The following is a 25,641-nucleotide window of genomic DNA, read 5'->3' as shown; positions in this document are numbered from 1 at the left end:
GGCGTTATACAGGGAAAAGGACGTGTTCCGCCGCCCGTACGCCCCGATCCCGACCCGGGTGCTCCGGTGGGTGCGCACCGACCCGACGCCGAGGAGTGACCATGCCGACACCGATGACGACCACCCCGCACGAACGCGTGGCGGGCACCGACTGGGCCCGCCTGGCCGAGGAGATGGACGCCCACGGCTGCGCGCCGACCGGTCCGATCCTCACCGGGGACGAGTGCCGCGAGATCGCCGGACTGTACGACGAGGTCTCCCGGTTCCGTTCGACGATCGACATGGAACGGTTCCGCTTCGGTCGCGGCCAGTACCGCTACTTCGACCGGCCCTTCCCCCACTTGGTGGAGCAACTGCGGCAGGCGTTCTATCCGCGGCTCCTGCCCATCGCCCGCGACTGGGCGACCAGGCTCGGCAGGCCGGCGCCGTGGCCGGACACCTTGGACGAATGGCTCGCGATGTGCCGTGCCGCCGGGCAGACCAGGTCGACGCCGATCCTCCTGCGCTATCGCGACGGCGACTGGAACGCCCTGCATCGCGACCTGTACGGAGACCTGGTGTTCCCGCTACAGATCGTGATCGGCCTGGACCGGCCGGGCACTGATTACGACGGCGGCGAGTTCCTGCTGGTGGAACAACGGCCCCGGGCCCAGTCACGGGGCACGGTGACCCTGCTTCCGCAGGGCCACGGGCTTGTCTTCACCACCCGTGACCGGCCGGTCGCCTCCGCACGAGGCTGGTCCGCCTCTCCGGTACGGCACGGCGTCAGCACGGTACGGCGCGGCCTGCGGCACACCCTCGGCCTGGTCTTCCATGACGCGGCCTGACGTCCTCCTCCGACGCTCACGACAGAACGGCCACCCGGCCCACGCGGGAACCAGGGGGCGGCACGCCCTCGGAACGGCCTCGCCGCTGCTTCACGGGATGCGGGCCACCGAGACGATCACGCCTCCGCACACGGCCGCCGAGCTGGCCGCGCTGCTCGGCCTGCTGCGCGCCCGGCGCCCCGGGATCCGGACCGTCACGGTCGGTCACAGCCGTGACGCCGTCTCGACGGCCGCCGCGGCGGCGTTCGCCGACGCCTGGGACGGGGAGATCCTCGCGGTGGTCGACTGGCCGGAGGAGGCCGCCTCCTGGCTGCGCCCGGCCCGGCGTTTCACCGAGGGCGCCCCGGACGCCTGGGTGGTGGCCGGCATCCCCCTCGGCTGGGCCCAGATGAGCCGCCGCCTGCGGCACAGCACCGGCTGGCGGCCGGAACGGACCTTCGGCTTCGCCTCCGTCACGCGAAGCGCGTCGCTCGCCGGTCCCGGAACGCTGCGGGGCCTGCGTGGTGCCGCGTTCGACGGCGGCACCTGGGAGATCGGTCTCGACCTGATCACTTTCTTCCCTCCGGAGACCGCGCGGTGACCGTGACACGACGCCCGCGCGGTCACCGTCACACAACACCCACTCGGTGACCGTCACACGACACCCACTCGGTGACCGTGACACGGCACCCGCGTGGTCACCGCCGTACGACGCCCGCGCCGTCACCGTCGTGCGGACCGCGCGGTGACCGGTTCCGCGGCGCCGGAGCCATAAACGCCTGGGTTCCCGGCCCGGGAGGGCGTTAGGATCCTTCCGTGCTCATGCTGATCGTTTCTCCGCCGACCGCCCGCTGACGCGGGCGGTTCCCTCTCCTGATGACCGGATCCGAGTGGTCCGGTGGGTGGCTGCCGCCCGCACACGTGCGGCTTGACGACCACCTTTTTCATTGGAGAGAACTCCATGACGCACGTCTCCGTACGGCGGGGCCTGCTGTACGTCTCCATCGCGGCGACCGCCTGGGGCACCGGCGGTGCGGCCGGTGCGCTGCTCCGCCTCTCGGGCGGGCTCGACCCCGTATCGATCTCTTTCTGGCGGTTCGCCGCCGGGGCGGCGACGCTCCTTCCGATCCTCCGTCTCCTCGGCCGGGACCGGAACCATGACCGGGACCAGAGCCGGGACCTGAGCCGGAGCCGGGACCGCGGGGCCCGGCGGCACGGCCGGATCGCGGCCACCGGCGTGGCGATGGCCGTCTGCCAGACGGCCTACTTCGCGGCCGTCGCCTCCACCGGCCTGGCCGTCGCCACCGTGGTGACGATAGGCGCGACCCCGGTGTTCGTGGCCGCCGCCGCGCGGCTGCTGCTGGGCGAACGGCTGGGCGCGGCCGGGCTCGGCTCCGCCGCGGTCGCCCTGGCGGGCCTGGTCATGCTGGTCCTCGACGGCGGCCCGGCGGCCTTCTCGGTGGCGGGCACCGGCTGGGCGCTGCTGTCCGCGGCCGCCTACGCGGCGGTGACCCTGCTCAACCGGGCCTTCTCCGCCGAGCCGTACGCCGCGACCTTCGGCGGCTTCGCCGTCGGCGGCCTGTGCCTGTTGCCCCTGGCGCTGTACGGCGGGCTGTTCCCGGCCGGTGACCCGCTCGTCTTCTGGGGGGCCGTCGCCTACCTGGGCGTCGTCCCGACGGCCCTGGCCTACGTCCTGTTCTTCACCGGACTGGGATCCGTACGGGCCACGACGGCCTCGGTGATCTCGCTCGTGGAGCCGGTCGGGGCGGCGGCCCTCGGGATCCTCGTGTTCGGCGAACGGTTCACCGCGCAGGGCGTGGCGGGCGCGGCCCTGCTGCTCGCCGCGGTGGCCCTCCTCGCCCTGCGGGAGAGGAGGGAACCGGCGCCGGTGACCGGCTGATCCCCGCTGCGGTCCCGCGCCCCCCGCCCGGCGGGCGCGGGACCGCACACCGGGACCGCACACCGGGACCGCACACCGGGACCGCACACCCGCACCGCACACCCGCACCGCACACCCGCACCGCGCGGGGCCTCCTCCGGCCGGTGTCAGCCGAACATCTCCGGCTCGGCCGCGCTGATCTGGTCGTAGAGGGGCTGGAAGTTGATCCAGCCGACCAGGTCGTTGCCGATCTGCCCGTGGGTGAGCTTGGCGTTCTCGTGCTCGATCGGGACGGTCGGCCCGGCGGCCTTGGCCAGCAGCTGCGCCTGGCACGAGCGCTCCAGGGTGATGAACCACCAGGCGGCGGCGTCCACGGTGTCCCCCACCGTCAGCAGACCGTGGTTGCGCAGGATGACCGCCTTGTTGGAGCCCAGCGCCGCCGCGATCCGGCGGCCCTCCTCCGCCTCCAGGACCACGCCGGTGTAGTCGTCGAACAGGCTGATGTCCTCGTAGAAGGCGCAGGCGTCCTGGGTCAGCGGCTCCAGCAGCGTGCCGAGCGACGACAGGGCCTTGCCGTACACCGAGTGGCTGTGGGCGGCGGCGACCGCGTCCGGCCGGGCCTGGTGGATCATCGCGTGGATCGCGAACGCCGCCTGGTTGACGTGGTAGCGGCCCTCGACGACCTGGCCCTCGTGGTTGACGAGGATCAGGTCGCTGACCTTGATCCGCTTGAACGACATGCCGAACGGGTTCACCCAGAAGTGGTCGGGGTGCTCGGGGTCGCGGGCGGTGATGTGCCCGGCGACGCCCTCCTCGAAGCCGAACCGGCCGAACAGCCGCAGCGCCGCCACCAGGCGCTCCTGGCGGTGGCGGCGCTCGTCGGCCACGTTCTCGAACTTCTGCGGCAGCCGGAAGGTGAGCTGGTCGGTGGGGACCGGCTTGAGGTCGGACAGACTCATCGTGCCTCCAGGGCGGGCGCGTCGGGATGGGCGGGAACGGGGCGGGGGGAGATCATCGGGCCGCCGGGGCGGACCGGCCGGAGTGCGGGGTCCTCGTCGCGGCGGGTCACCGGGCCGGCGAGGCCCGGATCACCGCGGATCCCCAAGGCTTCGGGGCCCGGATCGCGACGGGTCACCGGGCCGCCAGGACCGACGGGTCGAGGTCGGCGGGCGTGCGGTGTCCCGCGAGGCCGAGCGTGAGGTCGAGTTCGGCGAGCAGGCTCCGCACCACGTGGCGCACGCCGTCCTCGCCGCCGGCGGCCAGCCCCCAGACGTACGGCCTGCCCAGCAGCACGGCGCGCGCCCCGAGGGCCAGGGCCTTGAAGATGTCGGCCCCGGTGCGGACTCCGGAGTCGAACAGCACGGTGAGCCGGTCGCCCACGGCGTCGGCGATGCCGGGGAGGGTGTCCAGCGCCGCCACGGCGCCGTCGATCTGCCGGCCGCCGTGGTTGGAGACGACGATCCCGTCCATCCCGGCGTCGGCGGCGCGCAGGGCGTCGTCGGCGTGCTGGATGCCCTTCAGGACGATCGGTCCGTCCCAGTTGTCGCGCAGCAGCGGCAGCTGGTCCCAGGTGTGGGAGCGGCCGTTGAACATCGGCGCCCACTGCATGATCGCCGCGTTCAGGTCCTCCTCCACCGGGCGCGCCAGCCGGGAGCGGAAGGCCGGGTCCGACAGCGGGATCGCCAGGCCGGTGCCGCGCAGGAACGGCAGGTACGCCTGGTCGAGGTCGTTGGGCCGCCAGGCAAGGGTCCAGGTGTCCAGGGTGACGACCAGGGTGTCGTAGCCGCCGCGGGTCGCCCGGTCGAGCAGGCTGAGCGTGACCTCGTCGTCGTGCGGCCAGTAGAGCTGGAACCACCGCGGGCCTTCGGGGCCGGCGGCCTCGGCGACCTCCTCCAGCGTGTGGGAGGAGGCGGTGCTCAGAACCGTGGGGACGCCGAGGGACGCCGCCGCCCTGGCGGTCGCGAGCTCTCCGTCCGGGTGGACGATCGACTGCACACCCACCGGGGCGAGCGCGACGGGGGCGGGGTAGGTCCTGCCGAACAGCTCGGTGCGCAGGTCCCTGACCGAGGCGTCGCGCAGCATCCGCGGCACGACGCGCCACCGGTCGAACGCCTCGCGGTTGGCCCGGTCGGTCGCCCCGGTGCCGGCCGAACCGGCGACGTACCAGTAGGGGCCGGGATCGAGCTTCTCCCTGACGGCCTGTTCGAGCCTGCCGACGTCGGTCGAGTACGGCGGGAGCTGCCCGGCCAGCCCGTTCAGGTAGATCTCGTACTGGTAGTCAGAGAAGTTCACGGGCCAAGCCTGTCCCTGAAAGAGGCGGATGTCCATATTCGCCGCGGGTCTACGACCTCCTGCGTTCACCGTGGGCCCACGGCCCTCCACCGGAGCGGGGAGCCGGGAAACCGGCTTCGCTAAAGCTGCTTCAAGAACCGGAAAGCGGGTGATTCGGTCCATCGCTCCGGACGTTCGCCTTCTTAGCGTGGTCGCCGAATACGGCCGCCGGGCGACCTTCGCCCGCGGCCCGATCACGGGGAGGAACCCATGTACGGCAAGAGAGAACTGACGGCGCTCGGCGCGACGCTCCTCGCCTCGCTCGCCATCGGGGCGGTCTCGGTCTCGCCGGCCTCGGCCGCGCCGGCCCCCGCGGACGCCGCGAGCGCGTCGCAGGGCGCGGTGCGGTCCGCGGTCGCACCCAACAGCGACGAGTACTGGCGGGGCTACCGGGACGGCTACCGCGCCGCAGGCCAGGACTGCGCGTCGGCCCGTGCGAACGCGCTCAGGTCGACGGCGACGCCCTTCGGCATGACCCGGATGAGCGACTACGACAGGGGCTGGCTGGACGGCTACGACGACGGCTTCGCCCGCTTCTGCAGGGTGCCCCCGAGGTAGCCGGCTCCCGCCCCGGCGAGAGGGGCGGTCCCCGCGACCGCCCCTCTCCCGGCCCGCCGGACCCCGTCCGGTCGTCCCTCCCCGGCGCGGCGCGCGGTGGTCGCCGTTCTCCGGCACGGCGGCACGGCGAGCGGCCGCATCGAGCCTCACTACAAATCACGAAAAAGCGGCTTAATGGCCTATTTGGAGCGTTCCTCCGCGACAGGTGATCCATCCCCTGGGTACGGTGAGGCGACAGCGGAACCATGGCCCCGGAAGCGGGCGTTGGAGGGAACGTGGCCTCGATAACCGCACGCATCAGACGATTCCTGGAGCGCCCCGGCTCGATCGACCTCGCCCCCTTCCAGCGGGTCGTCGCGGCGGCCGGGGAACGCGAGGACGAGTTGCGGGCGACGGACGAGCTGCCCAGGCCCTCCACCGACGACCTGGCCGGGTTCTGCGCGATCATGCGCGAGGCGGCGCGCCGTACGCTGGGGCTGCGGCCGTACGACGTGCAGCTCGTCGGCACCCTCGCCATGCTGTCCGGCAACGTCGCGGAGATGGCCACCGGCGAGGGCAAGACCCTGTCCGGGGCGATGGCCGCCGCCGGGTACGCCCTGCAGGGCAAGCACGTCCACGTGATCTCCGTCAACGACTACCTCGCCCGGCGCGACGCCGAGTGGATGGGCCCGCTGTACGAGGCGGTGGGCGTGTCGGTCGGCTGGATCTCGGAGTCCGCCACCCCGGACGAGCGCCGCGCCGCCTACGCCGCGGACGTCACCTACGGCTCGGTGAGCGAGATCGGCTTCGACGTGCTGCGCGACCGGATCGTCACCGACGTGGCCGACCTGGTCGTGCCCGAGCCGGACGTGGCGCTGGTCGACGAGGCCGACTCGGTTCTGGTGGACGAGGCCCGGGTGCCGCTGGTGCTGGCCGGGGCCGCCGACCCGGGCGACGCCGCGCCGGAGACGGCGGCGCTGGTCCGCCGGCTCGTCAAGGGCTACCACTACGAGATCGACGACTCCGAGCGCAACGTCCACCTGACGTCCAAGGGCATCGACACCGTCGAGGAGGCCCTCGGCGTCGACCTGTACGACACCCCCGCCACGCTCACCGAGGTCAACCTCGCCCTGCACGCCCACGCGCTGCTGACCAGGGACGTCGACTACATCGTCCGCGACGGCCGGGTCCACCTGATCAACCCCTCCCGGGGCCGGGTGGCGATGCTCCAGCGCTGGCCGGACGGCCTGCAGGCCGCGGTCGAGGCCAAGGAGGCGCTCGCCCCCTCCGAGACCGGCGAGGTCCTCGACTCCATCACCGTCCAGGGGCTGATCACCCGTTACCCGCAGCGGTGCGGCATGACCGGCACCGCCGTCGCGGTCGGCGACCAGCTCCGGGAGTTCTACGACCTCAAGGTGGCCGCCGTCCCGCCCAACCGCCCGTGTGTGCGGACCGACGAGCCGGACCGGTTGTTCGAGTACGCGATGGAGCGGGACCACGCCCTGGTCGACGAGATCGCCGAGGTGCACGCCACCGGGCGGCCGATCCTGGTCGGCACGCTCGACGTCGCCGAGTCCGAGCGGCTGGCCGGCAACCTCGCCGGCCGCGGCCTGGACTGCGTGGTCCTCAACGCCAAGAACGACGCCGAGGAGGCCGCGATCATCGCCCGCGCCGGGGAGCGCGGCGCGATCACCGTCTCCACCCAGATGGCCGGGCGCGGCACCGACATCCGCCTCGGCGAGGGCGTGGAGGAGCTCGGCGGCCTCTACGTCATCGGCTCCGGCCGGCACGCCAGCAGCCGCCTGGACGACCAGCTCCGCGGGCGCGCCGGCCGCCAGGGCGACCCGGGCGGGTCGGTCTTCCTCGTCAGCGGCGAGGACGACCTGATCACCCACTACGTGGCCGACGAGTACGCCAGGGGCGTGCCCGACCGCGACCTGGTGGGCCACGCCCAGCGCGTCGCCGAGGGCGTGGACATGGAGATCCACCGCAACACCTGGCGCTACACCCGGCTGCTCGAACAGCACCGCGCCATGGTCCTGGGACTGCGGGAGAAGGTGCTGCGCGGCCGTTCGGCGAGCGACGCCCTCGCGGGGGCCGCCCCGGAGCGGTGGACGGAGCTGTCGGAGCGCGTCGGCGAGGACGTGCTCGACGAGGCCGCCCGGCAGATCGTCCTGTTCCACCTCGACCGCTGCTGGGCCGACCACCTGGCCTACCTCGGCGACCTGCGCGAGGGCATCCACCTGCGCGCGCTGGGCCGGCTGAGCCCGATCGAGGAGTTCAACAAGGAGGCCAAGCCGGCCTACGAGCGGATGCTGGCCGAGATCGAGTCCCGCTCGGTCGAGGCGTTCGAGGCCGCCGAGATCACCGAGGACGGCCTCGACCTCGACGGCGCGGGCCTGAAGCGGCCCACCGCCACCTGGACCTACCTCGTCCAGGAGAACCCCTTCGGCACCGAGTGGGAGCGCATCCTCAACCGCCTGGCCACCAAGGTCCGCGGCCGCCGCTGACCCTCGCGCCGCCCGCTGGTCTCCACGCGCCCGCGCCCGCACCCACGGCCGGGCGCCCCGGCGCACCCGGGGGCCGGCGTTCCGGCCCGGCGGCGCCCGGCAGCGGTCACGGCACCCTGCGGCGGCCACGGCCGCCCCGCGGCCCCTACGGGTTCCACGCCTCCGGCTCGGCCACCCAGCCGGCCGCCAGCACCAGGCCGCTCACCCGGTCCGCGGCGAGGAATCCGAAGGGCCGGGTGAGATCGACCTCGACCCTCCGCACCCGGTGGGCGGGCCGGGTCACCGCCGCGGCCGTGACCATGCCGAAGGCGGTGACGGCCGCCGCCTCGAACCCGGTGGCGGAGAACGTCGCGACCGCGTCCTGCCTGGCCTGCCCGACGGCGAGCGGCTCGTCGCCGATGCCGGGGAAGTGCCCGCGGCTCGTGTCGGTCACCGTACCCAGGCCGAACACCTCCGGCAGCGCCGTCAGGTCGTGCGAGGAGGCGACGGCGAACCGCGGCACCGTGACGGCCAGCAGGTCGCCCGGCTCGTGGGAGCGTTCGCGGGAGACGGTGACGCCCGGCCCCGCGTCCCCGTCCGCCAGGGCGTCGCCGTCCACCGCCGCGTGCCGCCCGGCCAGGACGCCGACCCCCGCCGCGAGGACCTCGCCGGCCGTGCGGGACTCCTCGCCGAGGAGGAGGTGCACGTCGGCCTCTCCGTCCCCCTCGATCCGGAGCACGGTCAGCGGCCCGGCCGGGGTGCCGGCGACCCGGACCGGCTCGGGCGCCCGGGTGGTACGGCGCAGCACCGCGATCGTCCGGCCGGCCCACGGACCGGAGGAGGGCTCGGCCCCCTCGTCGAGGAACGGGTGACGCCAGGCGGTGCGGACGGTGAGCGCGCCGGCCAGCACCAGGCGCGTGTCCCCGGTCACGGACACGGGCAGGGACCGGACGAGCCCGCCGGTCCGGTCCGCGGCCCAGGCGTCCAGCGCGGCCCGGTCGTCCTCCGGGACGCCGGTCAGCTCGCCGCGCAGGTGCTGCGGCAGCGCGGCGGTCCACGACGGCCGCAGCCGCAGCCCGTGCCCCGTCCACAGCCCGAGCGCCGCGCGGACGGCCGGCGAGCGGTCCAGGATCGCCAGGACCTCCCCCGCCGCCCGGGCCGCGCCACCGGCGTCCACCCCGACGGCCCGTTCCAGCTCCCCGCGCCCCGGCCCGTCGGCGGCCGAGGCGAGATACGCCAGCAGCGGCCAGACGCCCGCCCCCGCCAGCACGGTCGACGGCTCCCCGGAACAGGCGGCGGCCCAGCGCGCGGTCAGCGCGTTCACCGCCGCGACGAGTTCCCCCTGCGATCCGCCGAGCACCATGCCCACCTCCGAGCTGAGAGACCGTCGGAAGGCGCGATCATCTCACCACCTCCCATACCGGGCAATGCCCCCGGAGGCCACCACCCCACCCGTGACACACCGCCGGGCCATGCACACTCACGAGGAGATCGATGCGATTTCTCACGCGCTCAGTTGATCGACCCGGGACTTCGACAGTTCGAGCAGGGCCGCGCTGTCCCGGACCGAGATGCCCGCCGCTCGGAGAGCGGCCACAGCCTCTCTGGCGCTCTCTCCCAGTCTGGTGGTCACCTGATCGCGCTGAGCGCGAAGCTCTCGGTAGGTCTCGAGCACCGTGGGAGGAACGCCGTCCACCTCATACAGATAGGTCACGACTATCTCGGCCTCGGCTGGAGCGTCGAGGATGAAGTGCTTGGCCGCTTCCACCTCTTCGTACAGTTCCGCCAGCGTGTCACCGGAGACGCCCCCCCTGATGGGGGCGTCCACCGGAAGTGCGATCCAGTAGTCGGACTTGCGTACGGCCCGCATGGTGAGCTGCAGAGGTGTGGGGTTCATCAATCCATCCATCCCTTTCCGAACACCCCCTCCAGGTCATAGGCGAGGGCTGCGAGCAGGTCGGGGTCCATATGCCGCAAGGGGACCCTGGAGCGGGCCACCACCGTCTGCTCCGAGTTGTGGAGGAGAAGGGATCGCATGGTCCGCCCTGCATCGACCCAATCGGGCCGTAAAGAATGCCGGCGCGCGAGCTCGTAGATCCGATCGCGGATCTCCTGGTAGGTCTGAAGCACGCACGGAAGTTAGCGTACTGGACAGGGGGCGTCCAGCGAACTGGACATCTTATCGACGACTTGTAAAGGTATGGCCGGATAATTCTTCAGTCCGCCCCTTCATGGAGGTCATACGGCCCGCGCCCACACTTACCGCCTCCCTCCGCAGGAGCGGCACTTCACCGGAGCCGTGATAGCTGAGCGTCCGCCGGCCTCGCGGACAGGTCCTCCCCGGCGAGGCGTGCGGGCGGGGGACCGTTACGGTGGGGCGGTGCAGGCGGTGATCGCGGCGTTCGCCCCCATCTGGCTCATCGGCGCCCTCGGCTGGCTGGCCGCCCGGTCCGGGTGGGCGGGTGAGGAGTTCCAGCGGACGCTCACCCGGTTCGCGTTCAACCTCGCGATGCCGGCCGTGCTGTTCGGCACGCTGAGCCGTACGCCGCTGGACCGGATCCAGCCGCGCCCGCTGCTGGCCTTCGCCGTCAGCACGCTCGTCGTCGGCCTGGCCGCGTTCGCGCTGTGGCGCGGCAAGCCGCCCGAACGGATGGTCGCCGCGATGTCGTCGGCCTACGTCAACTCCGGCAACCTCGGCATCCCGGTCGGCCTGTACGTCCTGCACGACGCGACGTTCGTGGTGTCGGTGATCGTCTTCCAGGTCACGCTGATCGCGCCGCTGGTCGTCCTCTGCATCGGAGCGGAGCGTCCGTCCCTGCTCACGCCGCTGCGCACCCCCATCGTGATGGCCTCGCTCCTCGGCCTGGGCGTGTCCGCCCTCGGCCTGCACCCGCCCGGGCTCGTGGCGAAGCCCCTGGAGGTCCTCGGCGGGGCCGCCGTGCCGCTGGCGCTCTTCTCGCTCGGCATGTCGCTGAACGGCTCGGCCGTCGCCTGGCGGGACACGTCTCCGGTGGTGGCGCTCAAGCTGCTCGCCCAGCCGCTCGCGGCCTTCCTCGCCGGGCGGTTCCTCCTCCACCTCGACGGCCACGCGCTCTTCGCGGCCGTCCTGTTCGCGGGACTGCCCACCGCGCAGAACACCTACGTCTACGCCGTCGAGTCCGGCCACGCCGCCGACCTCCCGCGCGACGCCATCCTCCTCTCCAGCGCCCTGTCCCCCCTCACCCTCGCCGCCATCGTCCTCACCGCGTCCCCCTGATCCGTCGCCTGGCCCCGGAGTCCCGGCCGACTCGGATCGGCGGTTCACAGGCGGCCGATCCGGCGTAGTTCAGCCTCCACTTCGGCCTTCGGGGTAGGTGCCTCCCACTTCCAGGTCGGCCAGCCCCTCGCGGATGGCCTCCACCGCCTCCGCCGAGGAGAGGATGCCGAGCATCTCGCGCATCGTCTCGTAGTCGTCGGCGGCCAACAGCACGACTGCGGGCATACCGTCACGGGTGATCACGAATCGTTCACGCGTGCGGACGGCGGACTCGACGATGCGGGACAGTCGCGCACGAGCCTCGGCCAGAGGAAGAACCGTCACATGAATGATTACGCCACGGCTCTTCACCGGAGACGGGTGAAATCGCCGACTCCGGCAATTGGAGACGGCCGGGATCCGGAGGGAGCGACGTCGGAGAAGCACGCGGTGACGGCCGTTCGGGTCCCGGGCGTGGCGGTGACTTCAAGGTCACGATTACGCTCCTGGTAATGGTTTCGCCTACGGGGCCGGGACTATCGTGTGATCGTGACCACCACCAGCGCGTCCCGGCCGGTCGGCGAGCTGCTGCGCCAGTGGCGGGAACGCCGGCGGATGAGTCAGATGGACCTCGCCCTGCAGGCCGACATCTCCACCCGGCACCTGAGCTTCGTGGAGACCGGGCGGTCCAATCCGAGCCGCGACATGATCCTGCGGCTGGCCGAGGAGCTGGACCTCCCGCTGCGTGAGCGCAACCACCTCCTGCTGGCCGGGGGTTTCGCGCCGGTCTACTCCGAGACGCCGCTCAACTCCCCGCACATGACCTCGGTGCGGGAGGCGCTCGGCCAGGTGCTGCACGGCCACGAGCCGTACCCGGCGGTGGTCGTGGACCAGCGGTGGAACCTCGTGGACCGCAACGCCGCCACCGGCGTGCTGCTGCGCGGCGTCGCGCCGGAGCTGCTCGACCCGCCGGTCAACGTGCTGCGGCTGAGCCTGCACCCCAAGGGGATGGCCCAGCGGATCATCAATCTCGGCGAGTGGCGGGCCCACCTGCTGCACCGACTGCGCCGCCAGATCAGCCTCACCGCCGACTCCGACCTGGCCGCGCTCTGGCGGGAGCTCGACGGCTACCCCTGCGACCAGCCCGAGCCGGAGATCGAACGGCCCGGCCCCGGTGACATCGTGGTCCCCCTGCGGCTGCGCCGCGGCTACCGCGAGCTCGTCTTCTTCAGCACGATGGCCACCTTCGGCACCCCGCTGGACATCACCGTCGCCGAGCTGGCCATCGAGGCGTACTTCCCGGCCAGCCCCGAGACCGCCGCCTACCTGCAGCACCAGCACCACCCCGACTGACGCCCCGTACGGCGGTCGACCCCCGCCCCGTACGGCGGGACCCGGGTGCGGACCGGTGCCCGCTCTCAGCCGGTGACCGGGACGATCCGCGCCTCGGCCAGCGCACCGTCCTCGACCCGCAGCAGCCCGATGGTCCCGTACGGCTGGCGGCGCCGGTCGGTCGGCGAGCCGGGGTTGAAGATCCGCAGACCGCCCACGTCCGCGCCGCCGCTCTCGTCGAGCGGGATGTGGGAGTGGCCGAAGACGACCAGACCGGCGCCGGGGAACCGGCGGCGCATCCGGGCCAGGCGGCCCTTCGCCGCCCCGCTGTCGTGGATCATCGCCACGCGCAGTCCGTCGAGGTCGAGTTCCAGGGTCTCGGGCGCCACCACGTCCGGCCCGTCGTTGTTGCCCTTGACCGCGCGCACCGGCGCGTAGCCGGCCAGTTCCTCCAGCACCTCGGGGACGCAGACGTCCCCGGCGTGCAGGATCAGGTCGGCGTCGCGCAGGTGCCCGGCCACCCGCGGCGGGCACGACTTCCACCGCCGCGGCGCGTGCGTGTCGGACAGGACCACGACCTTCATCCCCCCATCCTCCCCGCGGGGGCCCGCCGCATGCCCGCCGCCCGGTGAGCGTGCGGCCCCCGTACGGTTCCCGCCCGCAGGAGGCCCGGAACCCGCGCCGGGCGGATCCGGGCAGGGACGGAATGGACGAGCGGGAAACAGCTCACAGGAAACGAGTCCCCATCAGACGGGAAAAGGCCGATCGTTCACCACGTGTTTCATGACGAGGGTGGAATTCAGGCGCTGCACACCGGGGAGCGCGGACAGGACGTCGTCCTCCAGTTCCTGGTATGCGGTCAGGTCGGCGGTGACGATGCGCAGCAGGTAGTCGGGGTCGCCGAACAGCCGTTGCGCCTGCACCACCTCGGGTATCCGTGCGACGGCGTCCTCGAAGCCCAGGAGGGTGTCGCGGTCCTCCTGGCGCATGGTGACGAAGACGAGGGCCTGGAACCCCAGGCCGAGGGCGCCCGCGTCGACGACCGCGCGGTAGCCGCGGATCGTCCCGCTGCGTTCCAGCTCCCGCAGCCGGCGGTGACACGGCGAGACGCTCAGCCCCACCCGCGCGGCGAGTTCGGTGATCGTCAGGCGGCCGTCCTCCTGGAGCACGGCAAGAATTTTGCGGTCGATTCCGTCCACCCGGGAAATCCTTCCACGAATGCCGCCGCGTGGAGAGATATACGCAAACACATTCGTTCATATCCATCGTATTCTTCCCGCATCCGCCGTTCAGCCGAGAGGAACTCATCAATGGCCGCCGGTTCCCTGCTCGCTTTCTGGGTGGTCGCGTTCCTGCTCATCGCCGTCCCGGGTGCGGACTGGGCGTTCACCATCGGCGCCGGACTCCGGGACCGGTCCGTGTACCCGGCGGTGGGCGGCCTGGTCGTCGGCTACGCCGTGATCACGCTCGTCGTCGCGGCCGGGGTCGGGACGCTGGTCGCCCGGTCACCGGCCGTCCTGACCGGACTCACCCTCGTCGGCGGTCTCTACCTGGTGTGGCACGGCGTGACGACCTTCGCCCGCCCCGCCGCACCGGCCGTATCGACCTCACCGGCCGACGGGCCGGACGGCACCGGCTGGGGGACCTTCCTGCGCGGCATCGGCGTCAGCGGCCTCAACCCCAAGGGCCTGCTGATCTTCCTCGCCCTGCTCCCGCAGTTCACCGATCCGCGGGCCGCCTGGCCCGTCGCCGGGCAGATCGGCGCCCTCGGCCTGGCCTTCATGGTCACCTGCGCCCTGTTCTACCTCTGCCTGGGCACCCTGACCCGTACCGTCCTGCACGCCCGCCCCACCCTGGCCCGCCACGTCAGCCGGCTGTCGGGGGCCGCCATGGCCGGCGTCGGCGCCTGGCTGCTCATCGATCACCTCGTGAGCTGAGGCGCACCGGACACGGGAGTTCCACCCTCACGGTGGATCGGCGGACCGGGCGACTCGGCGGCGAGGCCCGTCAGGGTGCCGGTGATGCCGAAGACCGGCCAAGAATGACGTATGGTCAGGCCGGCCCGAAGGTCACTGCACCGGCCCCGCCGGTTCATGCGCCTGTTCCCGCCTTTCGCGACCCCATGTAGTACATAGGTAGTACAATCGAGGCATGGAAACCACGGCGCGCGAGTTCAACCAGCAGTCCGCCCGGATCCTCGCGGCGGCCGAAAACGGGGAGACGGTGGCGGTGACAAAGAACGGACGTCATATCGCCACGCTCGTTCCCGTCGACAAGGCGGAACTCCCGCCCCCGTTCCCCACCGATCCGATGGGAGACGAGGACCTGCCTCTGTTCGACGGGCCGCCCGACCTCTCGGCTCGCACGGAGGCGCTTCTGGCCGAGGGTTTCGGCCGGTGAGCACGACGGTCGCCATCGCGGACACTTCCGCGTTGCTGGCACTCTTCAACCGCCGGGACATGGAACACCCGGCCTGTGTCAAGGCCCGCGCCCAGGTGGCCCACCTGGTCATCTCCCCATTGGTGCTGGCCGAGCTGGACTATCTCCTCAACAGCAGGATCGGACAGCACGCCGCGTTCATGGTCCTCGACCACATCATGAGCAAGATCGATGTGAAGCGGTACGAGATCCCGGAGGTATCGCCGCACCTGCGCACCGCCCGCGCCCTCATGGAACGTTACAGAACGATGGACATCGGACTGACCGACGCCATGAACGCGGCACTGGCCGCCGAATTCCGCACGGACGCCGTTTTCACTCTGGACCGCGATCACTTCCGGGCCATCCGCCCGTTGACCGGCCACGCCTGCTTCCGTCTGCTCCCGGATGACCTCTGACACGGGAAACATGGTCACGAGACCGGTCCACCATACGTAGTGATCGGACCACGGAGCCCGTGACGCGACAACCTTCAGGACGAAGCCGTACGGCCTGGCCGGGACGGGGGGTCGCCGCCCGGGTGGCTCCCGTGTACCCGGGCGGCGGGCGTCACCGGGACGCCGGGCGGGGGACGCGCAGTGTCGGCAGGCCGGGGGGCGCGGGGTCCGCGAAGCCCTCGGTGAGCATCGTGGAGACCGTGTAGAGATGCCAGGCGGCGTCCACCCGCCGGGCGGGGAAGGCCGCCGACAGCGTGGCCGCCCCGGCCTCGTCGAAGATCCCGGTGAGCTGTTCGGCCACCACCTCGCCGCGCGCGTCCGCGATGCCCGTTCCGAGGAGCTCGGCCAGCTCGCCGGTGGGGTTCAGCCGCCAGTTCCACGCCTTCGTGGCCGGTGCCCGGGAGGCGCCCCTCCCGGGCCCGCTCTCGGGGTGCCCATCCGGGGCCGGGGGGCGGAGGCGGCGGCGGACGCGGTCCAGCAGCGTGGTCTCGGTGCGTTCGGCCTCGAAGCGCCACGGCTTGCCCTCGATCGGGACGTCCCGGAGCCGCGGCGCGAAGACGCCGATCACCCCGTGGACGACCTCCTCGGAGCGCCGCCACACCGGGTCGATGGACAGCGCCGTCCGGACGACGCGGTTGTCCAGGAAGGGCGGGACGGGCGTGCCGGTGCGCAGCAGCGACGCGCGTGACGCGGCGTGCCATCGTCCGACCCGGTACATGAGGTAGAAGTGGTCGAGCGTCCGGGGGCCGTCGGCGCGGCAGCGTTCCCGCCAGGGGGCGGCCAGGATCTCGGCGTGCTCCCTGCCCTCCCGGGTCAGCAGGTCGGCGTTCCTGGTGAAGAAGCCGTCCACCCTGCGCCGCAGGGCCCTGGGCTCCAGGTCCTCCTGGTTCTGCAGGAACCCGCCCCGCAGGATCTCCCCGCCGTGCCCGGACATCCGGGGGACGGGGTCGAACCGCGTGGCGGCGGGGACGTTCTCGTACGCCGAGAGCATCCCCTCGCAGGCGGACAGCACGTTGCGGGTCCGCGTGAGCGGATGGGGCACGACCAGGTCCGCGCCGTCCTCGGAGCGTTTGGGACGGGTCACGCGGTGCTCGACGCCGAGGGCGGAGGCGACGCGGCGGGCCAGCACCACGTCGGGGTGGTCGTCCTCGCCGGCGGTCGCCGCGGTGAACGGGATGCCCGCCCGGTGCAGCAGCGCGGCGAGCAGGCGGCTGTCGCGGCCCCCGGTGAGCGACAGCCGTACCGGCTCGGTCGTGCCCCGCAGCGGCTCCACCGCGGCGAGCAGCGCGTCGGCCAGCTCGTTGACCTGGGCGCGCATCGCCCGCCTGGACGCGGGTCTGGGACGCGCCTCGGGCAGGGGCGCCACGGTCACGGTACGGCGGCCGGCCGCGACCCTGATCTCGGCGGCCGGCGGCAGCGCGCCGACCCCGTCGAACGGGGTCTCGTCGGACAGGAAGTAGCCGATCCGCACCATCGACTCCAGCGCCGGCACGTCCCAGACGATCCCGGGACGCTCCGACCCGGTCTCGGCGGCCCGCGCGGCGAGGTGGACGAGCAGGGCCCGGCTGCCGAACACGTGGACCTCCGAGGTCTCGGCGAAGAAGACCGGGCAGGCCCGGGTGAGGCCGGTGGCCGCGCCCACCTCCTCGTCGGAGGCCCGGAAGACCGAGAAGCAGCCTCCCGCATGGGCGGCCACCTCCCCCAGCCGGGGCGCGGCCAGCAGCCGGTCGGCGTCGGCCGGGTCGGCCAGGTGGCCGGTGAGGCCCGCCACCCGGCCGCCCCCGGCGCACATGACCGGCGTTCCGTGGCCCTCGGGCTCGTTGGACCACGAGAGCAGCGCCGCGTCGCCTCTGGCCGAGAGCCACTCGCGCGCGGTCACGGTGGCGGGCGGCACGGGGAAGGCGCAGGTGATCCCCTCGCGTGCCGCGGCGAGCACCGCGGGGGGCAGCGGGACCCCCGGGCGCCTGGCCGCGACCACTAGATGTACGCGCAATGGAAACTCCGGATGGGTGGGAGAAGGGCGGCGGCCGTTCCGCCGTCCGTGATCTCATACACATCCCGGTCCCGCGGGGTTGCCCGGGGATGTCGTGCCGGGTCGGGTGGGGGCGTCATGTAGCGGATGTCCTTTCTGCGGCCCATACCCCTTGCTCCGCCGATCCCGCGATTCCCTTTCACGCTCCCGGCGCGTCTCCCGCGGGCGCGTCCTCCCGCCGAGTACGGTCAGGCCCCGTACGTACGGGTTCGCCCCCCGCGGAAGGGACCTCGCATGTCGTCCACGGCACCGGCCGGATCGGGAGACCGGGCCCCCGCCGGGCGACGGATCGTCGCGTGGCTGATCGACTGGCTGTGCGTCCTGGTCCTGCCGCTGCTCCTGGTGCCCGTCGGCGTCGCCGCCGGCGGCATGGGGCTCCGGCTTCCCGCATGGGGGTGGAACGTCGTCTCGTTCCTGATCCTGATCGTGCCGGTCACCGTGTGGGCGGCCCGGCGCGAGTCCGGCCCGCTCCAGGCGACCCCGGGCAAGCGGCGCATGGGGCTGGCCGTCGCCGACGCGCGGTCCGGACGGCCGGTGAGGTTCGGCCCCGCGCTGCTGCGCAACACCCTCAAGATCGCCGTCCCCTGGGAGCTGGGACACACGGTCGCCTTCGCCTTCGTCTCGCAGGCGGGAGGCGAGGTCCCCGGACCCGTCGTCGCGCTGACGGTCGTCACCTACGCCGTCATGTTCTGCTGGCTCGGCTCCCTGTTCCTGCCCTCGGCCCGGACGCCGTACGACCTGGCCGGCGGCACCCGGGTCGTACGGCGGACCCCGTAGGGGCCGCCGGGCTGCCCGGGCGGGCGGCTGCACAGCCGGGCGGGCCGGGCGGGCCGGGCGGGCCGGGCGGGCCGGGCGGGCCGGGCGGGCCGGGCGGGCCGGTTCGCCGCGACGTCCGGCGTCGCGGGCAGCCGCCCGGAAGATCGTCCTCCCGACGGCGGGAGCGGCCACCGGGGACCGGTCCCCGGTGGCGGAAACGGCCCCCGGAGGGCCGGTCCCCGGTGACGGGAGTGTCTTCTGAAGATCGACCCCGGATGGGGGACCGGCCTCCGCCCGGGAGACACTCGCGTCGACGCGACACCTCATCCGGGCCTTTGCATCCGAAGGAGAGCGGAACATGATCTTGGTAACCGGCGCCACCGGAAACGTCGGCCGCAACGTCGTGCGGCAGCTCCTCGACGCGGGCGAGAAGGTCCGCGCGATCACCCGTGATCCCGCCCGCGCCGATCTGCCGGGCGACGTCGAGGTGCTGCCGGGCGACCTGACCCGCCCCGAGACGCTGCCGGTCGCGCTGCGCGGCGTCGACAGGGCGTTCCTCTTCCCGGTGTTCGGCTCGCTCGGCGACTTCCTGCGGATCGGCGCGGAGGCCGGACTGCGGCACGTGACGCTGTTGTCCTCCTCCGCGGTGACGATCCCCGAGCCGAACTGGATCGGCGAGCAGCACATCGCGTGCGAGCGGGCGGTGCAGGACTCCGGCCTGGCGTGGACGTTCGTCCGGCCGGGCGCGTTCATGACCAACGACCTGAACTGGGCCCCGCAGATCCGGCACGGCGACGTGGTGCGCGTGCCGTACGGGGAGGCGGCCATGGCGCCGATCGACGAGCGTGACATCGCCGCGGTCGCGGTCCGCTCCCTGCTCGACGAGCACGCCGGCCGGTCGCACGTGCTCACCGGGCCGCGGTCGCTGACCCAGACCGAGCGGGTACGGATCATCGGCGAGGCGATCGGCCGGCCGCTGCGGCTGGAGGAGCAGCCGAGGGAGGAGGCCCGGGAGCACCTCGTCCGGCGCATGCCCGCGCAGGGAGTCGACTTCCTGCTCGACGCGCTCGCCGCTTCGGTGGGCCGGGAGGCGCAGGTGCTGCCGACCGTGGAGGAGGTCACGGGGCGCCCGGCGCACACCTACGAGGAGTGGGCCGCCCACCACGCCGGCGACTTCCGCGCCGCCCCGGCCTGACGGGCGGGCCGTACGGCTCCGGCGGCGACCTCGCGCACGGGCCGTACGACCGGTTCCTCCCCGGGCGGATCGGTCCGTGCCGTACGGCGGGGCCGCCGGTCCGGCGGCCCGTACGGTCTCGGCCCGGCGGGTACGCGAGTCCTACAAGACCACGGCCGGCGCGGTGAAGGGCATCGAGTCCGTCCGCACCAACGCCCCCTCCCCCGTCGACGACCAGACCGAGAACTGAGCCCCCGCCCTTCGACGGCCCCTGGACCCGGGCGACGACACCCGGGTCCGGGGGCCGGTCGCGGCCCCGCCCCCGCGGCACCGCCGTACGACTCCACGCGGCTCCGCCGTACCGGTTCCACGTGACGCCGCCGTACCGGCGGCACCGACCACCGGATCGTGAACCACGGCCTCGAACCCGGCAGCCAGTACCGCGCCTACCGGCCGATCACGATCCGGGACGGCTCGCTCCGAGAGGCCACCCCACGCCGTAGCGAGCGGTCGCTCCCTCCTGGTTCCCCCTTCACCCGTGGCCCGGGAGACATGGCGAGGATCGCGACCCCAAGCGAGGATCTTTCGGGGGTTTTGTTCAAGATTTGAGTAAAAAGTCCGAGTGTGATGGCTCACTCTGTTGACGACGCCATCCACATGGACGCATACTCGCCCTCATGAGCCCACAGAAGTCCACAGAAGCGGGCAAGCATGCTGCCCGCTGAGCGGCACTCGCGGATCGGCGAGGCGCTGCGGACCTCCCGTGTGGTCAGCACGGAGGAGCTCGCCCGCGCGCTCACCGTGTCGGCGGAGACGATCCGCCGCGATCTCGTGCTCCTCGAACGCCAGGGGAAGCTGGTTCGCGTCCACGGAGGCGCGACGATCGCGCTCGGGCGGCCCGCCGGCGAGGAGGCGCCGTTCGCCGAGCGGTCGGTGACCGCCGCGGAGGCGAAGAGGAGCATCGGGCACGCCGCCGCCGCGCTCATGCGGCCCGGCCAGACGATCGTGATAGACGTGGGGACCACCGCCGTCGAGGTGGCCCGCGCCCTGCCGATGGACTTCTCCGGCACCGTCGCCACGTGCTCCCTGCTGGTCGCGGCGGAGCTCGCCGAACGTCCGGGCGTCGAGATCCTCGTCTGCGGAGGTAGGCTCCGCAAAGGAGACCTCGCCCTGTCGGGGCCGGTCGCCCAGTCGTTCTTCGACGACCTGAACCCGGACCTCGCCTTCCTCGGGTCCGGCGGCATCGACGCCGCGGCGGGCCTGACCGACTACTACCTGGACGAGATCGCGGTCCGCAGGATCATCCTGCGGAACGCGGCGCGATCGTACGTGCTGGCCGACTCCGGCAAGTTCGGCCGGATCGCCCGCCACCGGGTCGCGGGCGTGGAGGAGTTCACCGGCCTCATCACGGAGGCGGAGCCGCCGCCGAGCGTCCGGGACGCCGTCACCCGCGCGGGCGGGGTGATAGCGCTGCCCTGAGACGTCTCCCCGATGGTTCGAAGGCCGGGCGGCGCGGCAACGCCACCCGGCTGGGACCCCCCACGATGCGCCATCTCACAGGAAACACAGAAGTCGAGGATCCATGTCCCAGTATTCACCATCCGCACCCCCGCCCGGTGATCGGGCGACCGCCGGGGGCGTCGAGGAGTTCGGCTACCAGCAGGCGATGAAGCGCGGCACCGGCCGCTTCGCCTCGTTCGCGGTGGCGTTCGCCTTCGTCTCCATCGCCACCGGCATCTTCACCACCTACGGCTCGGTGCTGAACAGCTCAGGACCGGCGGGCATCTGGACCTGGCCGATCGTGATCGTCGGGCAGCTGGCCGTCGCGTTCATCTTCGGTTCCCTGGCGGCCCGCATCCCGGTGACCGGCTACTCCTACCAGTGGACGTCCCGGCTGGCGAACCCCGTGCTCGGCTGGATCATCGGCTGGATCTCGTTCACCTTCCTGGCGATCGTCGTCGTGGCGGTCGACTACACCATCGCCTCCACCGTCCTGCCCGTGCTGCTGCGGTACGAGGGGACAGCGCTGAACGCGTGGGTGATCACCGGCGTGGTCATCCTGGCCCAGGCCCTCCTGGTGGCGCTCTCCACGAAGTGGACCGAGCGGGTCAACAACTTCGCGGTGACGGCCGAGCTCATCGGCATGATCGCCCTCGTCCTGCTGCTGCTCGGCGTGGGCTTCGTCGCCCGCGAGGTCGACTTCGCGAACCTGTTCAGCACCGGCGCCGTCCCGTCCGAGGGCTATCTCGACTTCGGGACCCTCACGTCCGCGGGCCCGTGGATGCTGGGCTTCCTGCTCGGCGCGTTCACGATCGTCGGGTTCGAGTCGGCGGCCAACCTCGCGGAGGAGACGAAGGACCCGGCGCGGGTCGTCCCCCGCGCGATGTGGCAGGCGGTCCTCGCCTCCGGCGTGCTCGGCTTCCTGTTCCTCGTCGCGGTGACCCTGCTCGCCGGCGACCCGGTCGAGCTGGCGAAGTCGGCGACGCCGATCGCGGACGTGATCACCCGGGTGCTGGGCCCGTTCGTGGGCACCGCGCTGCTGGTGCTGGTGGTCATCGCGATCTTCGCCTGCGGCATGGTGATCCTCATGACCGGGGTGCGCCTGGTGTGGGCGATGTCCCGCGACGAGAGGTTCCCCGGCTGGCAGGCGTGGCGGAAGGTCTCGCCGCGGTTCGGCACGCCGCTGAACGCCACCGTGTTCATGTGCGTCATCGGAGAGCTGATCCTGGCGGTCTTCTCCACCCGGACCGACGCGCTGTTCGGCCTGTTCGCCGCCGCCACCCTGCTGCCCGCCATCATCTACACCGCGACCGTCGTGCTGTACGTGGTCAAGCGCAGGACGCTGCCGCCGAGCAGGGGGTTCGCCCTGGGACGGTGGGAGATCCCGGTGATCGTCGTGGCACTGGCCTGGCTCATCTTCGAGCTGCTGCTGTTCCGGGACTCCTCGTTCACCGACCCGTGGACCTACGTGCTGGTCATGCTCGTCCTGGGCGCCCTCTACCTGGGGTATCTCCTCCTCTCCCGGGGCGGGGCGGCGGGCCTGGCGATGCCGACGATGCGCTCCATCGACGCGGAGCTGGACGCCGACGCGGCGGACGCGACCGCACACGGGCACGGGCACGCCGAAGCCGCCGGGCGCACCTCCGGGCACGCCGACGCGGCGGACGCGACCGCACACGGGCACGCCGAGGCGGCCGGACCCACGGCCGGGCACACCGAGACCGCGCGCGAGCCCGGCGCGCACCGGAGCCGGGAACGATGACGACCGTACTCGCCATCGACCAGGGCACCTCCGGCACCAAGGCCGTCGTCGTCGACGGCGACGACACGGTGCTCGGCCTCGCTGAGCTGCCCGTCCGGCCCGCCTACCTGCCCGGGGGCGGGGTCGAGCAGGACCCCCGCGAACTGCTCGACTCCGTCCTCGGCGCCGGACGCCGGGCCGTCGAGCAGGCGGGCGTCCCCATCGACGCCGTGACACTGGCGAACCAGGGCGAGACCGTCCTGGCGTGGGACCCCGCCACCGGCGAGCCCCTCTCCACCGCCGTCGTGTGGCAGGACCGCCGCGCGGAGGACCTCTGCGCGGAGCTGGCCGGGCACGCCGGCCGGATCGCGGAGATCACCGGGCTGGTCCTGGACCCGTACTTCTCCGCGCCGAAGATGGCGTGGCTGCGCCGGAACGTGACCGCCGAGGGGGTCGTCACCACCTCCGACTCCTGGCTCGTCCACCACCTGACCGGGGAGTTCGTCACCGACGCCGCCACCGCCAGCCGGTCGCTGGTCACGCGGCTCGACGACGCCGAATGGGACGCCGGGCTGCTCGACCTGTTCGGGCTCGGCGGGGAGCGGCTGCCGCGCGTCGTCTCCTGCGACGAGGTGGTCGGCCACACCTCCGCCTTCGGCGGGAACGTCCCCGTCGGCGGGCTCGTGGTCGACCAGCAGGCGGCATTGCTCGCCCAGAACTGCCTGACGGCCGGCCAGGCCAAGTGCACCTTCGGCACCGGGGCGTTCCTGCTGGCCAACACCGGGACCTCGGCCGCCCGCTCCACGGCGGGACTGGCCGCCTCCGTCGCCTGGCGGGCCAGGGGGGAGACCTCCTACTGCCTCGACGGCCAGGTCTACACGGCCGCCTCCGCCGTACGGTGGATCCAGGACCTGGGCCTCGTCCGCGACGCCGCCGACCTCGACGCGGTCGCCGCCGGCGACTCCGAGGGGGTCATGTTCGTCCCGGCGCTGGCCGGGCTGGCCGCCCCCTGGTGGCGTCCCGACGCCAGGGCCGCGTTCACCGGGATGACGCTGTCCACCGGCCCGCAGCACCTCGTGCTGGCCGTACTGCAGGGGATCGCGGCGCAGGTCGCCGGGCTCGGCGAGCTCGTCGCCGCCGACCTCGGGCGGCCGTTGACCGCCATGTGCGTCGACGGCGGGCTCACCCGGAGCCGGGTCCTCATGCAGGCGGTCGCCGACCTGACGCAGATCCCGATCGGCGTCTACCCGTCCCAGCACGCCACGCCGCTCGGCGCGGTGGCGCTGGCCCGCGCTGCACTGGACCCCTCACTCCCCCTCCGGGAGGCGGTGCCGGCGTGGGAACCCGCCATGACATACGAACCTCGATGGTCCGCCGACCAGGCGGCCGGCTTCCGCTCCCGCTGGGAGAACGCGGTGGCCGGCGTCCTGGCGCGGGAGGGGAACCGGTGAGCACCACGGACAGGAACACGAAGGCGAACGGCAGCGCTCCGGCCACGTTCGACGTGGTGGTGATCGGCGCGGGCATCGTCGGCTCCGCCATCGCCAGGAAGCTGGCCGGCCACGATCTGGACGTCGCGCTGCTGGACGCGCGCGGCGACGTCGGCGACGGCACGAGCAAGGCGAACACCGCGATCCTGCACACCGGCTTCGACGCGAAACCGGGCACGCTGGAGTCCCGCCTGGTGCGCGAGGGCTACCGCCTGCTGTCCGGCTACGCCGCGCGGACCGGCATCCCGGTCGAACGCACCGGCGCCCTGCTGGTCGCCTGGACCGACGAGGAGCTGGAGGCACTGCCCGGCCTGAAGGAGAAGGCCGCGCTGAACGGCTACGACCGTACGGAGATCGTCGGCCCCGCCGAGGTCTACCGGCAGGTCCCCCACCTCGGGGAGGGCGCGCTGGGCGGCCTGACCGTCCCCGACGAGTCCATCATCTGCACCTGGACCACCAATCTGGCCCTGGCCACCGACGCCGTACGGCGCGGCACGACGCTGCTGCTGGACCGCAGGGTCGAGGCGGTCGAGGAACGCGACGGGACGACCGTGCTGCGCACCACCGGCGGGGACGTGACCACCCGCTGGGTCGTCAACGCCGCCGGTCTCGGCGCCGACGTCATCGACCGGATGTTCGGCCACGACCGCTTCACGGTCACGCCCCGCCGCGGCGAGCTGCTGGTCTATGACAAGCTCGCCCGCCCGCTGGCGAACAGGATCATCCTCCCGGTGCCCACCTCGCGCGGCAAGGGGGTGCTGATCAGCCCGACCGTCTACGGCAACGTCCTGCTCGGCCCCACCGCCGAGGACCTCACCGACCGCACCGACACCGGCACCTCGGAGAAGGGCATCGCCTTCCTCCTCGAAAAGGGGCGCAAGCTCATGCCGGAACTGCTTGAGGAGGAGGTGACTGCGACCTACGCGGGCCTGCGCGCGGCCAGCGACCACTCCGACTACGTCATCGAGGCCGACGCGCGGCGGCGCTACGTCCTCGCCGGCGGGATCCGCTCGACCGGCCTCACCGCCGGCATCGCGATCGCCGAGCACGTCGCCGGGCTCGCCGGGGAGGCCGGCCTGGAACTGGTGCCGCGCGAGGACCTGCCGGAGCCGCCCCGCATGCCCAACCTCGGGGAGGCGTTCACGCGCCCCTACCAGGACGCCGCCCGGATCGCCGCCGACCCCGCCTACGGCAGGGTGGTCTGCTTCTGCGAGCGGGTCACCGCCGGGGAGATCCGCGACGCCTTCCGCTCGCCGATCCCCCCGTCCGGGCTGGAGGGGCTGCGCCGCCGTACCCGGGCGATGAACGGGCGCTGCCAGGGGTTCTACTGCGGCGCCGAGGTGGGGAGACTGCTGGAGAGCCGGGGCGCCTGCGCCCCCGGTGACCTCGATGAGAACCGCGGGGACGTCGGGGACCGCCGTTCGCCGGAGGCCCGCCGATGAGCACCGACACCATGCCGGCGA

The 25,641-nt window shown here is 72.9% G+C and carries 26 protein-coding genes; 17 read left to right on the top strand and 9 right to left on the bottom strand.

Annotated features, from left to right (window positions below; translation table 11 throughout):
* Nucleotides 1-101 precede the first annotated feature (101 nt).
* The 3 genes from ACZ6W9_RS16830 to ACZ6W9_RS16820 all read left to right on the top strand — a co-directional run bounded on the left by ACZ6W9_RS16830 (nt 102) and on the right by ACZ6W9_RS16820 (nt 2,706).
* Nucleotides 102-827 carry a 2OG-Fe(II) oxygenase gene (locus ACZ6W9_RS16830; RefSeq protein WP_389960281.1) on the top strand — a complete coding sequence of 242 codons (726 nt, stop codon included), beginning with the start codon at nt 102-104 and terminating at the stop codon, nt 825-827.
* Between the two features lie 97 nt (nt 828-924).
* Nucleotides 925-1,407: a hypothetical protein gene (locus ACZ6W9_RS16825; protein WP_389960279.1), complete on the top strand. Its 483-nt coding sequence runs from the start codon at nt 925-927 to the stop codon at nt 1,405-1,407.
* Nucleotides 1,408-1,767: 360 nt separating this feature from the next.
* A complete protein-coding gene (locus tag ACZ6W9_RS16820) occupies nt 1,768-2,706 on the top strand; it encodes a DMT family transporter (RefSeq protein ID WP_470118491.1) in 939 nt (312 codons plus the stop codon).
* Between the two features lie 146 nt (nt 2,707-2,852).
* On the opposite strand, the gene ACZ6W9_RS16815 is transcribed toward ACZ6W9_RS16820, so the two are convergent.
* Nucleotides 2,853-3,644: a class II aldolase/adducin family protein gene (locus tag ACZ6W9_RS16815; protein WP_362932197.1), complete on the bottom strand. Its 792-nt coding sequence runs from the start codon at nt 3,642-3,644 to the stop codon at nt 2,853-2,855.
* Between the two features lie 172 nt (nt 3,645-3,816).
* A complete protein-coding gene (locus ACZ6W9_RS16810) occupies nt 3,817-4,977 on the bottom strand; it encodes a lactate 2-monooxygenase (protein WP_389960274.1) in 1,161 nt (386 codons plus the stop codon).
* Nucleotides 4,978-5,226: 249 nt separating this feature from the next.
* Between ACZ6W9_RS16810 and ACZ6W9_RS16805 the strand changes: the two genes are divergently transcribed.
* Entirely contained in the window at nt 5,227-5,574 is a 348-nt protein-coding gene (locus ACZ6W9_RS16805) for a hypothetical protein (RefSeq protein ID WP_389960272.1), read from the top strand.
* Nucleotides 5,575-5,849: 275 nt separating this feature from the next.
* The gene (gene secA2 / locus ACZ6W9_RS16800) at nt 5,850-8,063 is read left to right on the top strand and encodes an accessory Sec system translocase SecA2 (RefSeq protein ID WP_389960270.1); all 2,214 of its coding nucleotides are present in this window, start codon (nt 5,850-5,852) and stop codon (nt 8,061-8,063) included.
* 145 nt (nt 8,064-8,208) lie between these two features.
* Here the strand turns inward: secA2 and ACZ6W9_RS16795 are convergent, their stop codons facing one another.
* The 3 genes from ACZ6W9_RS16795 to ACZ6W9_RS16785 all read right to left on the bottom strand — a co-directional run bounded on the left by ACZ6W9_RS16795 (nt 8,209) and on the right by ACZ6W9_RS16785 (nt 10,172).
* Nucleotides 8,209-9,405, bottom strand: a complete 1,197-nt coding sequence (locus ACZ6W9_RS16795; RefSeq protein ID WP_389960268.1) for a serpin family protein — start codon at nt 9,403-9,405, stop codon at nt 8,209-8,211.
* A 141-nt stretch (nt 9,406-9,546) separates the two neighbouring features.
* Nucleotides 9,547-9,939, bottom strand: coding sequence for a hypothetical protein (locus tag ACZ6W9_RS16790; protein ID WP_470118489.1), 393 nt, complete (start codon nt 9,937-9,939; stop codon nt 9,547-9,549).
* Nucleotides 9,939-10,172, bottom strand: coding sequence for a hypothetical protein (locus ACZ6W9_RS16785; protein ID WP_470118488.1), 234 nt, complete (start codon nt 10,170-10,172; stop codon nt 9,939-9,941). The genes ACZ6W9_RS16790 and ACZ6W9_RS16785 overlap by 1 nt, the downstream gene beginning before the upstream one ends.
* Nucleotides 10,173-10,422: 250 nt before the next feature.
* On the opposite strand from ACZ6W9_RS16785, the gene ACZ6W9_RS16780 reads away from it, so the two are divergent.
* On the top strand, nt 10,423-11,298 hold the full coding sequence (locus ACZ6W9_RS16780; RefSeq protein WP_470118487.1) for an AEC family transporter: 876 nt from the start codon (nt 10,423-10,425) through the stop codon (nt 11,296-11,298).
* A gap of 69 nt (nt 11,299-11,367) precedes the next feature.
* On the opposite strand, the gene ACZ6W9_RS16775 is transcribed toward ACZ6W9_RS16780, so the two are convergent.
* Entirely contained in the window at nt 11,368-11,622 is a 255-nt protein-coding gene (locus ACZ6W9_RS16775; RefSeq protein WP_389960260.1) for a type II toxin-antitoxin system Phd/YefM family antitoxin, read from the bottom strand.
* 204 nt (nt 11,623-11,826) lie between these two features.
* Here ACZ6W9_RS16775 and ACZ6W9_RS16770 point away from each other — a divergent pair, with 204 nt between their 5' ends.
* Entirely contained in the window at nt 11,827-12,630 is an 804-nt protein-coding gene (locus ACZ6W9_RS16770; protein WP_362932217.1) for a helix-turn-helix domain-containing protein, read from the top strand.
* A 65-nt stretch (nt 12,631-12,695) separates the two neighbouring features.
* Here the strand turns inward: ACZ6W9_RS16770 and ACZ6W9_RS16765 are convergent, their stop codons facing one another.
* Both ACZ6W9_RS16765 and ACZ6W9_RS16760 read right to left on the bottom strand, forming a co-directional pair.
* Complete coding sequence (locus tag ACZ6W9_RS16765) at nt 12,696-13,193, bottom strand: metallophosphoesterase family protein (RefSeq protein WP_389960257.1); 498 nt, start codon at nt 13,191-13,193, stop codon at nt 12,696-12,698.
* 162 nt (nt 13,194-13,355) lie between these two features.
* The gene (locus ACZ6W9_RS16760) at nt 13,356-13,808 is read right to left on the bottom strand and encodes an Lrp/AsnC family transcriptional regulator (protein WP_389960255.1); all 453 of its coding nucleotides are present in this window, start codon (nt 13,806-13,808) and stop codon (nt 13,356-13,358) included.
* A 111-nt stretch (nt 13,809-13,919) separates the two neighbouring features.
* Here ACZ6W9_RS16760 and ACZ6W9_RS16755 point away from each other — a divergent pair, with 111 nt between their 5' ends.
* The 3 genes from ACZ6W9_RS16755 (at nt 13,920) to ACZ6W9_RS16745 (ending at nt 15,446) form a co-directional block, all read left to right on the top strand.
* A complete protein-coding gene (locus ACZ6W9_RS16755; RefSeq protein ID WP_389960253.1) occupies nt 13,920-14,546 on the top strand; it encodes a LysE family translocator in 627 nt (208 codons plus the stop codon).
* 214 nt (nt 14,547-14,760) lie between these two features.
* Nucleotides 14,761-15,009, top strand: a complete 249-nt coding sequence (locus ACZ6W9_RS16750) for a type II toxin-antitoxin system Phd/YefM family antitoxin (RefSeq protein WP_389960251.1) — start codon at nt 14,761-14,763, stop codon at nt 15,007-15,009.
* A complete protein-coding gene (locus ACZ6W9_RS16745; RefSeq protein ID WP_470118484.1) occupies nt 15,006-15,446 on the top strand; it encodes a PIN domain-containing protein in 441 nt (146 codons plus the stop codon). Before ACZ6W9_RS16750 ends, ACZ6W9_RS16745 begins: the two co-directional genes overlap by 4 nt.
* A gap of 151 nt (nt 15,447-15,597) precedes the next feature.
* Here ACZ6W9_RS16745 and ACZ6W9_RS16740 read toward each other — a convergent pair whose 3' ends face one another.
* Nucleotides 15,598-17,478 (bottom strand): asparagine synthase-related protein, encoded by a 1,881-nt coding sequence (locus ACZ6W9_RS16740; RefSeq protein ID WP_470118482.1) that lies wholly within the window; start codon nt 17,476-17,478, stop codon nt 15,598-15,600.
* A 273-nt stretch (nt 17,479-17,751) separates the two neighbouring features.
* Here ACZ6W9_RS16740 and ACZ6W9_RS16735 point away from each other — a divergent pair, with 273 nt between their 5' ends.
* From ACZ6W9_RS16735 to ACZ6W9_RS16705, 7 genes are all read left to right on the top strand, one after another.
* Nucleotides 17,752-18,294, top strand: a complete 543-nt coding sequence (locus tag ACZ6W9_RS16735) for an RDD family protein (RefSeq protein ID WP_470118480.1) — start codon at nt 17,752-17,754, stop codon at nt 18,292-18,294.
* Nucleotides 18,295-18,631: 337 nt separating this feature from the next.
* Nucleotides 18,632-19,468 (top strand): NAD(P)H-binding protein, encoded by an 837-nt coding sequence (locus tag ACZ6W9_RS16730; protein ID WP_470118479.1) that lies wholly within the window; start codon nt 18,632-18,634, stop codon nt 19,466-19,468.
* A gap of 76 nt (nt 19,469-19,544) precedes the next feature.
* Nucleotides 19,545-19,697 carry a DUF1508 domain-containing protein gene (locus ACZ6W9_RS16725; protein WP_362932233.1) on the top strand — a complete coding sequence of 51 codons (153 nt, stop codon included), beginning with the start codon at nt 19,545-19,547 and terminating at the stop codon, nt 19,695-19,697.
* A gap of 461 nt (nt 19,698-20,158) precedes the next feature.
* A complete protein-coding gene (locus ACZ6W9_RS16720) occupies nt 20,159-20,926 on the top strand; it encodes a DeoR/GlpR family DNA-binding transcription regulator (protein WP_389960241.1) in 768 nt (255 codons plus the stop codon).
* A gap of 103 nt (nt 20,927-21,029) precedes the next feature.
* A complete protein-coding gene (locus ACZ6W9_RS16715) occupies nt 21,030-22,709 on the top strand; it encodes an amino acid permease (RefSeq protein ID WP_389960239.1) in 1,680 nt (559 codons plus the stop codon).
* Nucleotides 22,706-24,139: an FGGY family carbohydrate kinase gene (locus ACZ6W9_RS16710; protein WP_389960237.1), complete on the top strand. Its 1,434-nt coding sequence runs from the start codon at nt 22,706-22,708 to the stop codon at nt 24,137-24,139. The genes ACZ6W9_RS16715 and ACZ6W9_RS16710 overlap by 4 nt, the downstream gene beginning before the upstream one ends.
* On the top strand, nt 24,136-25,620 hold the full coding sequence (locus ACZ6W9_RS16705) for an NAD(P)/FAD-dependent oxidoreductase (RefSeq protein WP_389960235.1): 1,485 nt from the start codon (nt 24,136-24,138) through the stop codon (nt 25,618-25,620). The genes ACZ6W9_RS16710 and ACZ6W9_RS16705 overlap by 4 nt, the downstream gene beginning before the upstream one ends.
* Nucleotides 25,621-25,641: the final 21 nt, after the last annotated feature.

The sequence above is a fragment of the Streptosporangium sp. NPDC053982 genome, assembly GCF_055585205.1.
Note: the sequence above shows the minus strand (reverse complement) of the source record. Positions and strands in the feature narration are given on the sequence as shown.

Bases quoted from the DNA above. Each gene is read 5' to 3' on its own strand.
- ACZ6W9_RS16730 (WP_470118479.1), top strand. From the start codon at position 18,632: ATGATCTTGGTAACCGGCGCCACCGGAAACGTCGGCCGCAACGTCGTG.
- ACZ6W9_RS16710 (WP_389960237.1), top strand. From the start codon at position 22,706: ATGACGACCGTACTCGCCATCGACCAGGGCACCTCCGGCACCAAGGCC.
- ACZ6W9_RS16755 (WP_389960253.1), top strand. From the start codon at position 13,920: ATGGCCGCCGGTTCCCTGCTCGCTTTCTGGGTGGTCGCGTTCCTGCTC.
- ACZ6W9_RS16815 (WP_362932197.1), bottom strand. From the start codon at position 3,644: ATGAGTCTGTCCGACCTCAAGCCGGTCCCCACCGACCAGCTCACCTTC.
- ACZ6W9_RS16765 (WP_389960257.1), bottom strand. From the start codon at position 13,193: ATGAAGGTCGTGGTCCTGTCCGACACGCACGCGCCGCGGCGGTGGAAG.
- ACZ6W9_RS16795 (WP_389960268.1), bottom strand. From the start codon at position 9,405: ATGGTGCTCGGCGGATCGCAGGGGGAACTCGTCGCGGCGGTGAACGCG.
- ACZ6W9_RS16750 (WP_389960251.1), top strand. From the start codon at position 14,761: ATGGAAACCACGGCGCGCGAGTTCAACCAGCAGTCCGCCCGGATCCTC.
- ACZ6W9_RS16825 (WP_389960279.1), top strand. From the start codon at position 925: ATGCGGGCCACCGAGACGATCACGCCTCCGCACACGGCCGCCGAGCTG.
- ACZ6W9_RS16830 (WP_389960281.1), top strand. From the start codon at position 102: ATGCCGACACCGATGACGACCACCCCGCACGAACGCGTGGCGGGCACC.
- ACZ6W9_RS16735 (WP_470118480.1), top strand. From the start codon at position 17,752: ATGTCGTCCACGGCACCGGCCGGATCGGGAGACCGGGCCCCCGCCGGG.
- ACZ6W9_RS16720 (WP_389960241.1), top strand. From the start codon at position 20,159: ATGCTGCCCGCTGAGCGGCACTCGCGGATCGGCGAGGCGCTGCGGACC.
- ACZ6W9_RS16820 (WP_470118491.1), top strand. From the start codon at position 1,768: ATGACGCACGTCTCCGTACGGCGGGGCCTGCTGTACGTCTCCATCGCG.
- ACZ6W9_RS16790 (WP_470118489.1), bottom strand. From the start codon at position 9,939: ATGAACCCCACACCTCTGCAGCTCACCATGCGGGCCGTACGCAAGTCC.
- ACZ6W9_RS16715 (WP_389960239.1), top strand. From the start codon at position 21,030: ATGTCCCAGTATTCACCATCCGCACCCCCGCCCGGTGATCGGGCGACC.
- ACZ6W9_RS16805 (WP_389960272.1), top strand. From the start codon at position 5,227: ATGTACGGCAAGAGAGAACTGACGGCGCTCGGCGCGACGCTCCTCGCC.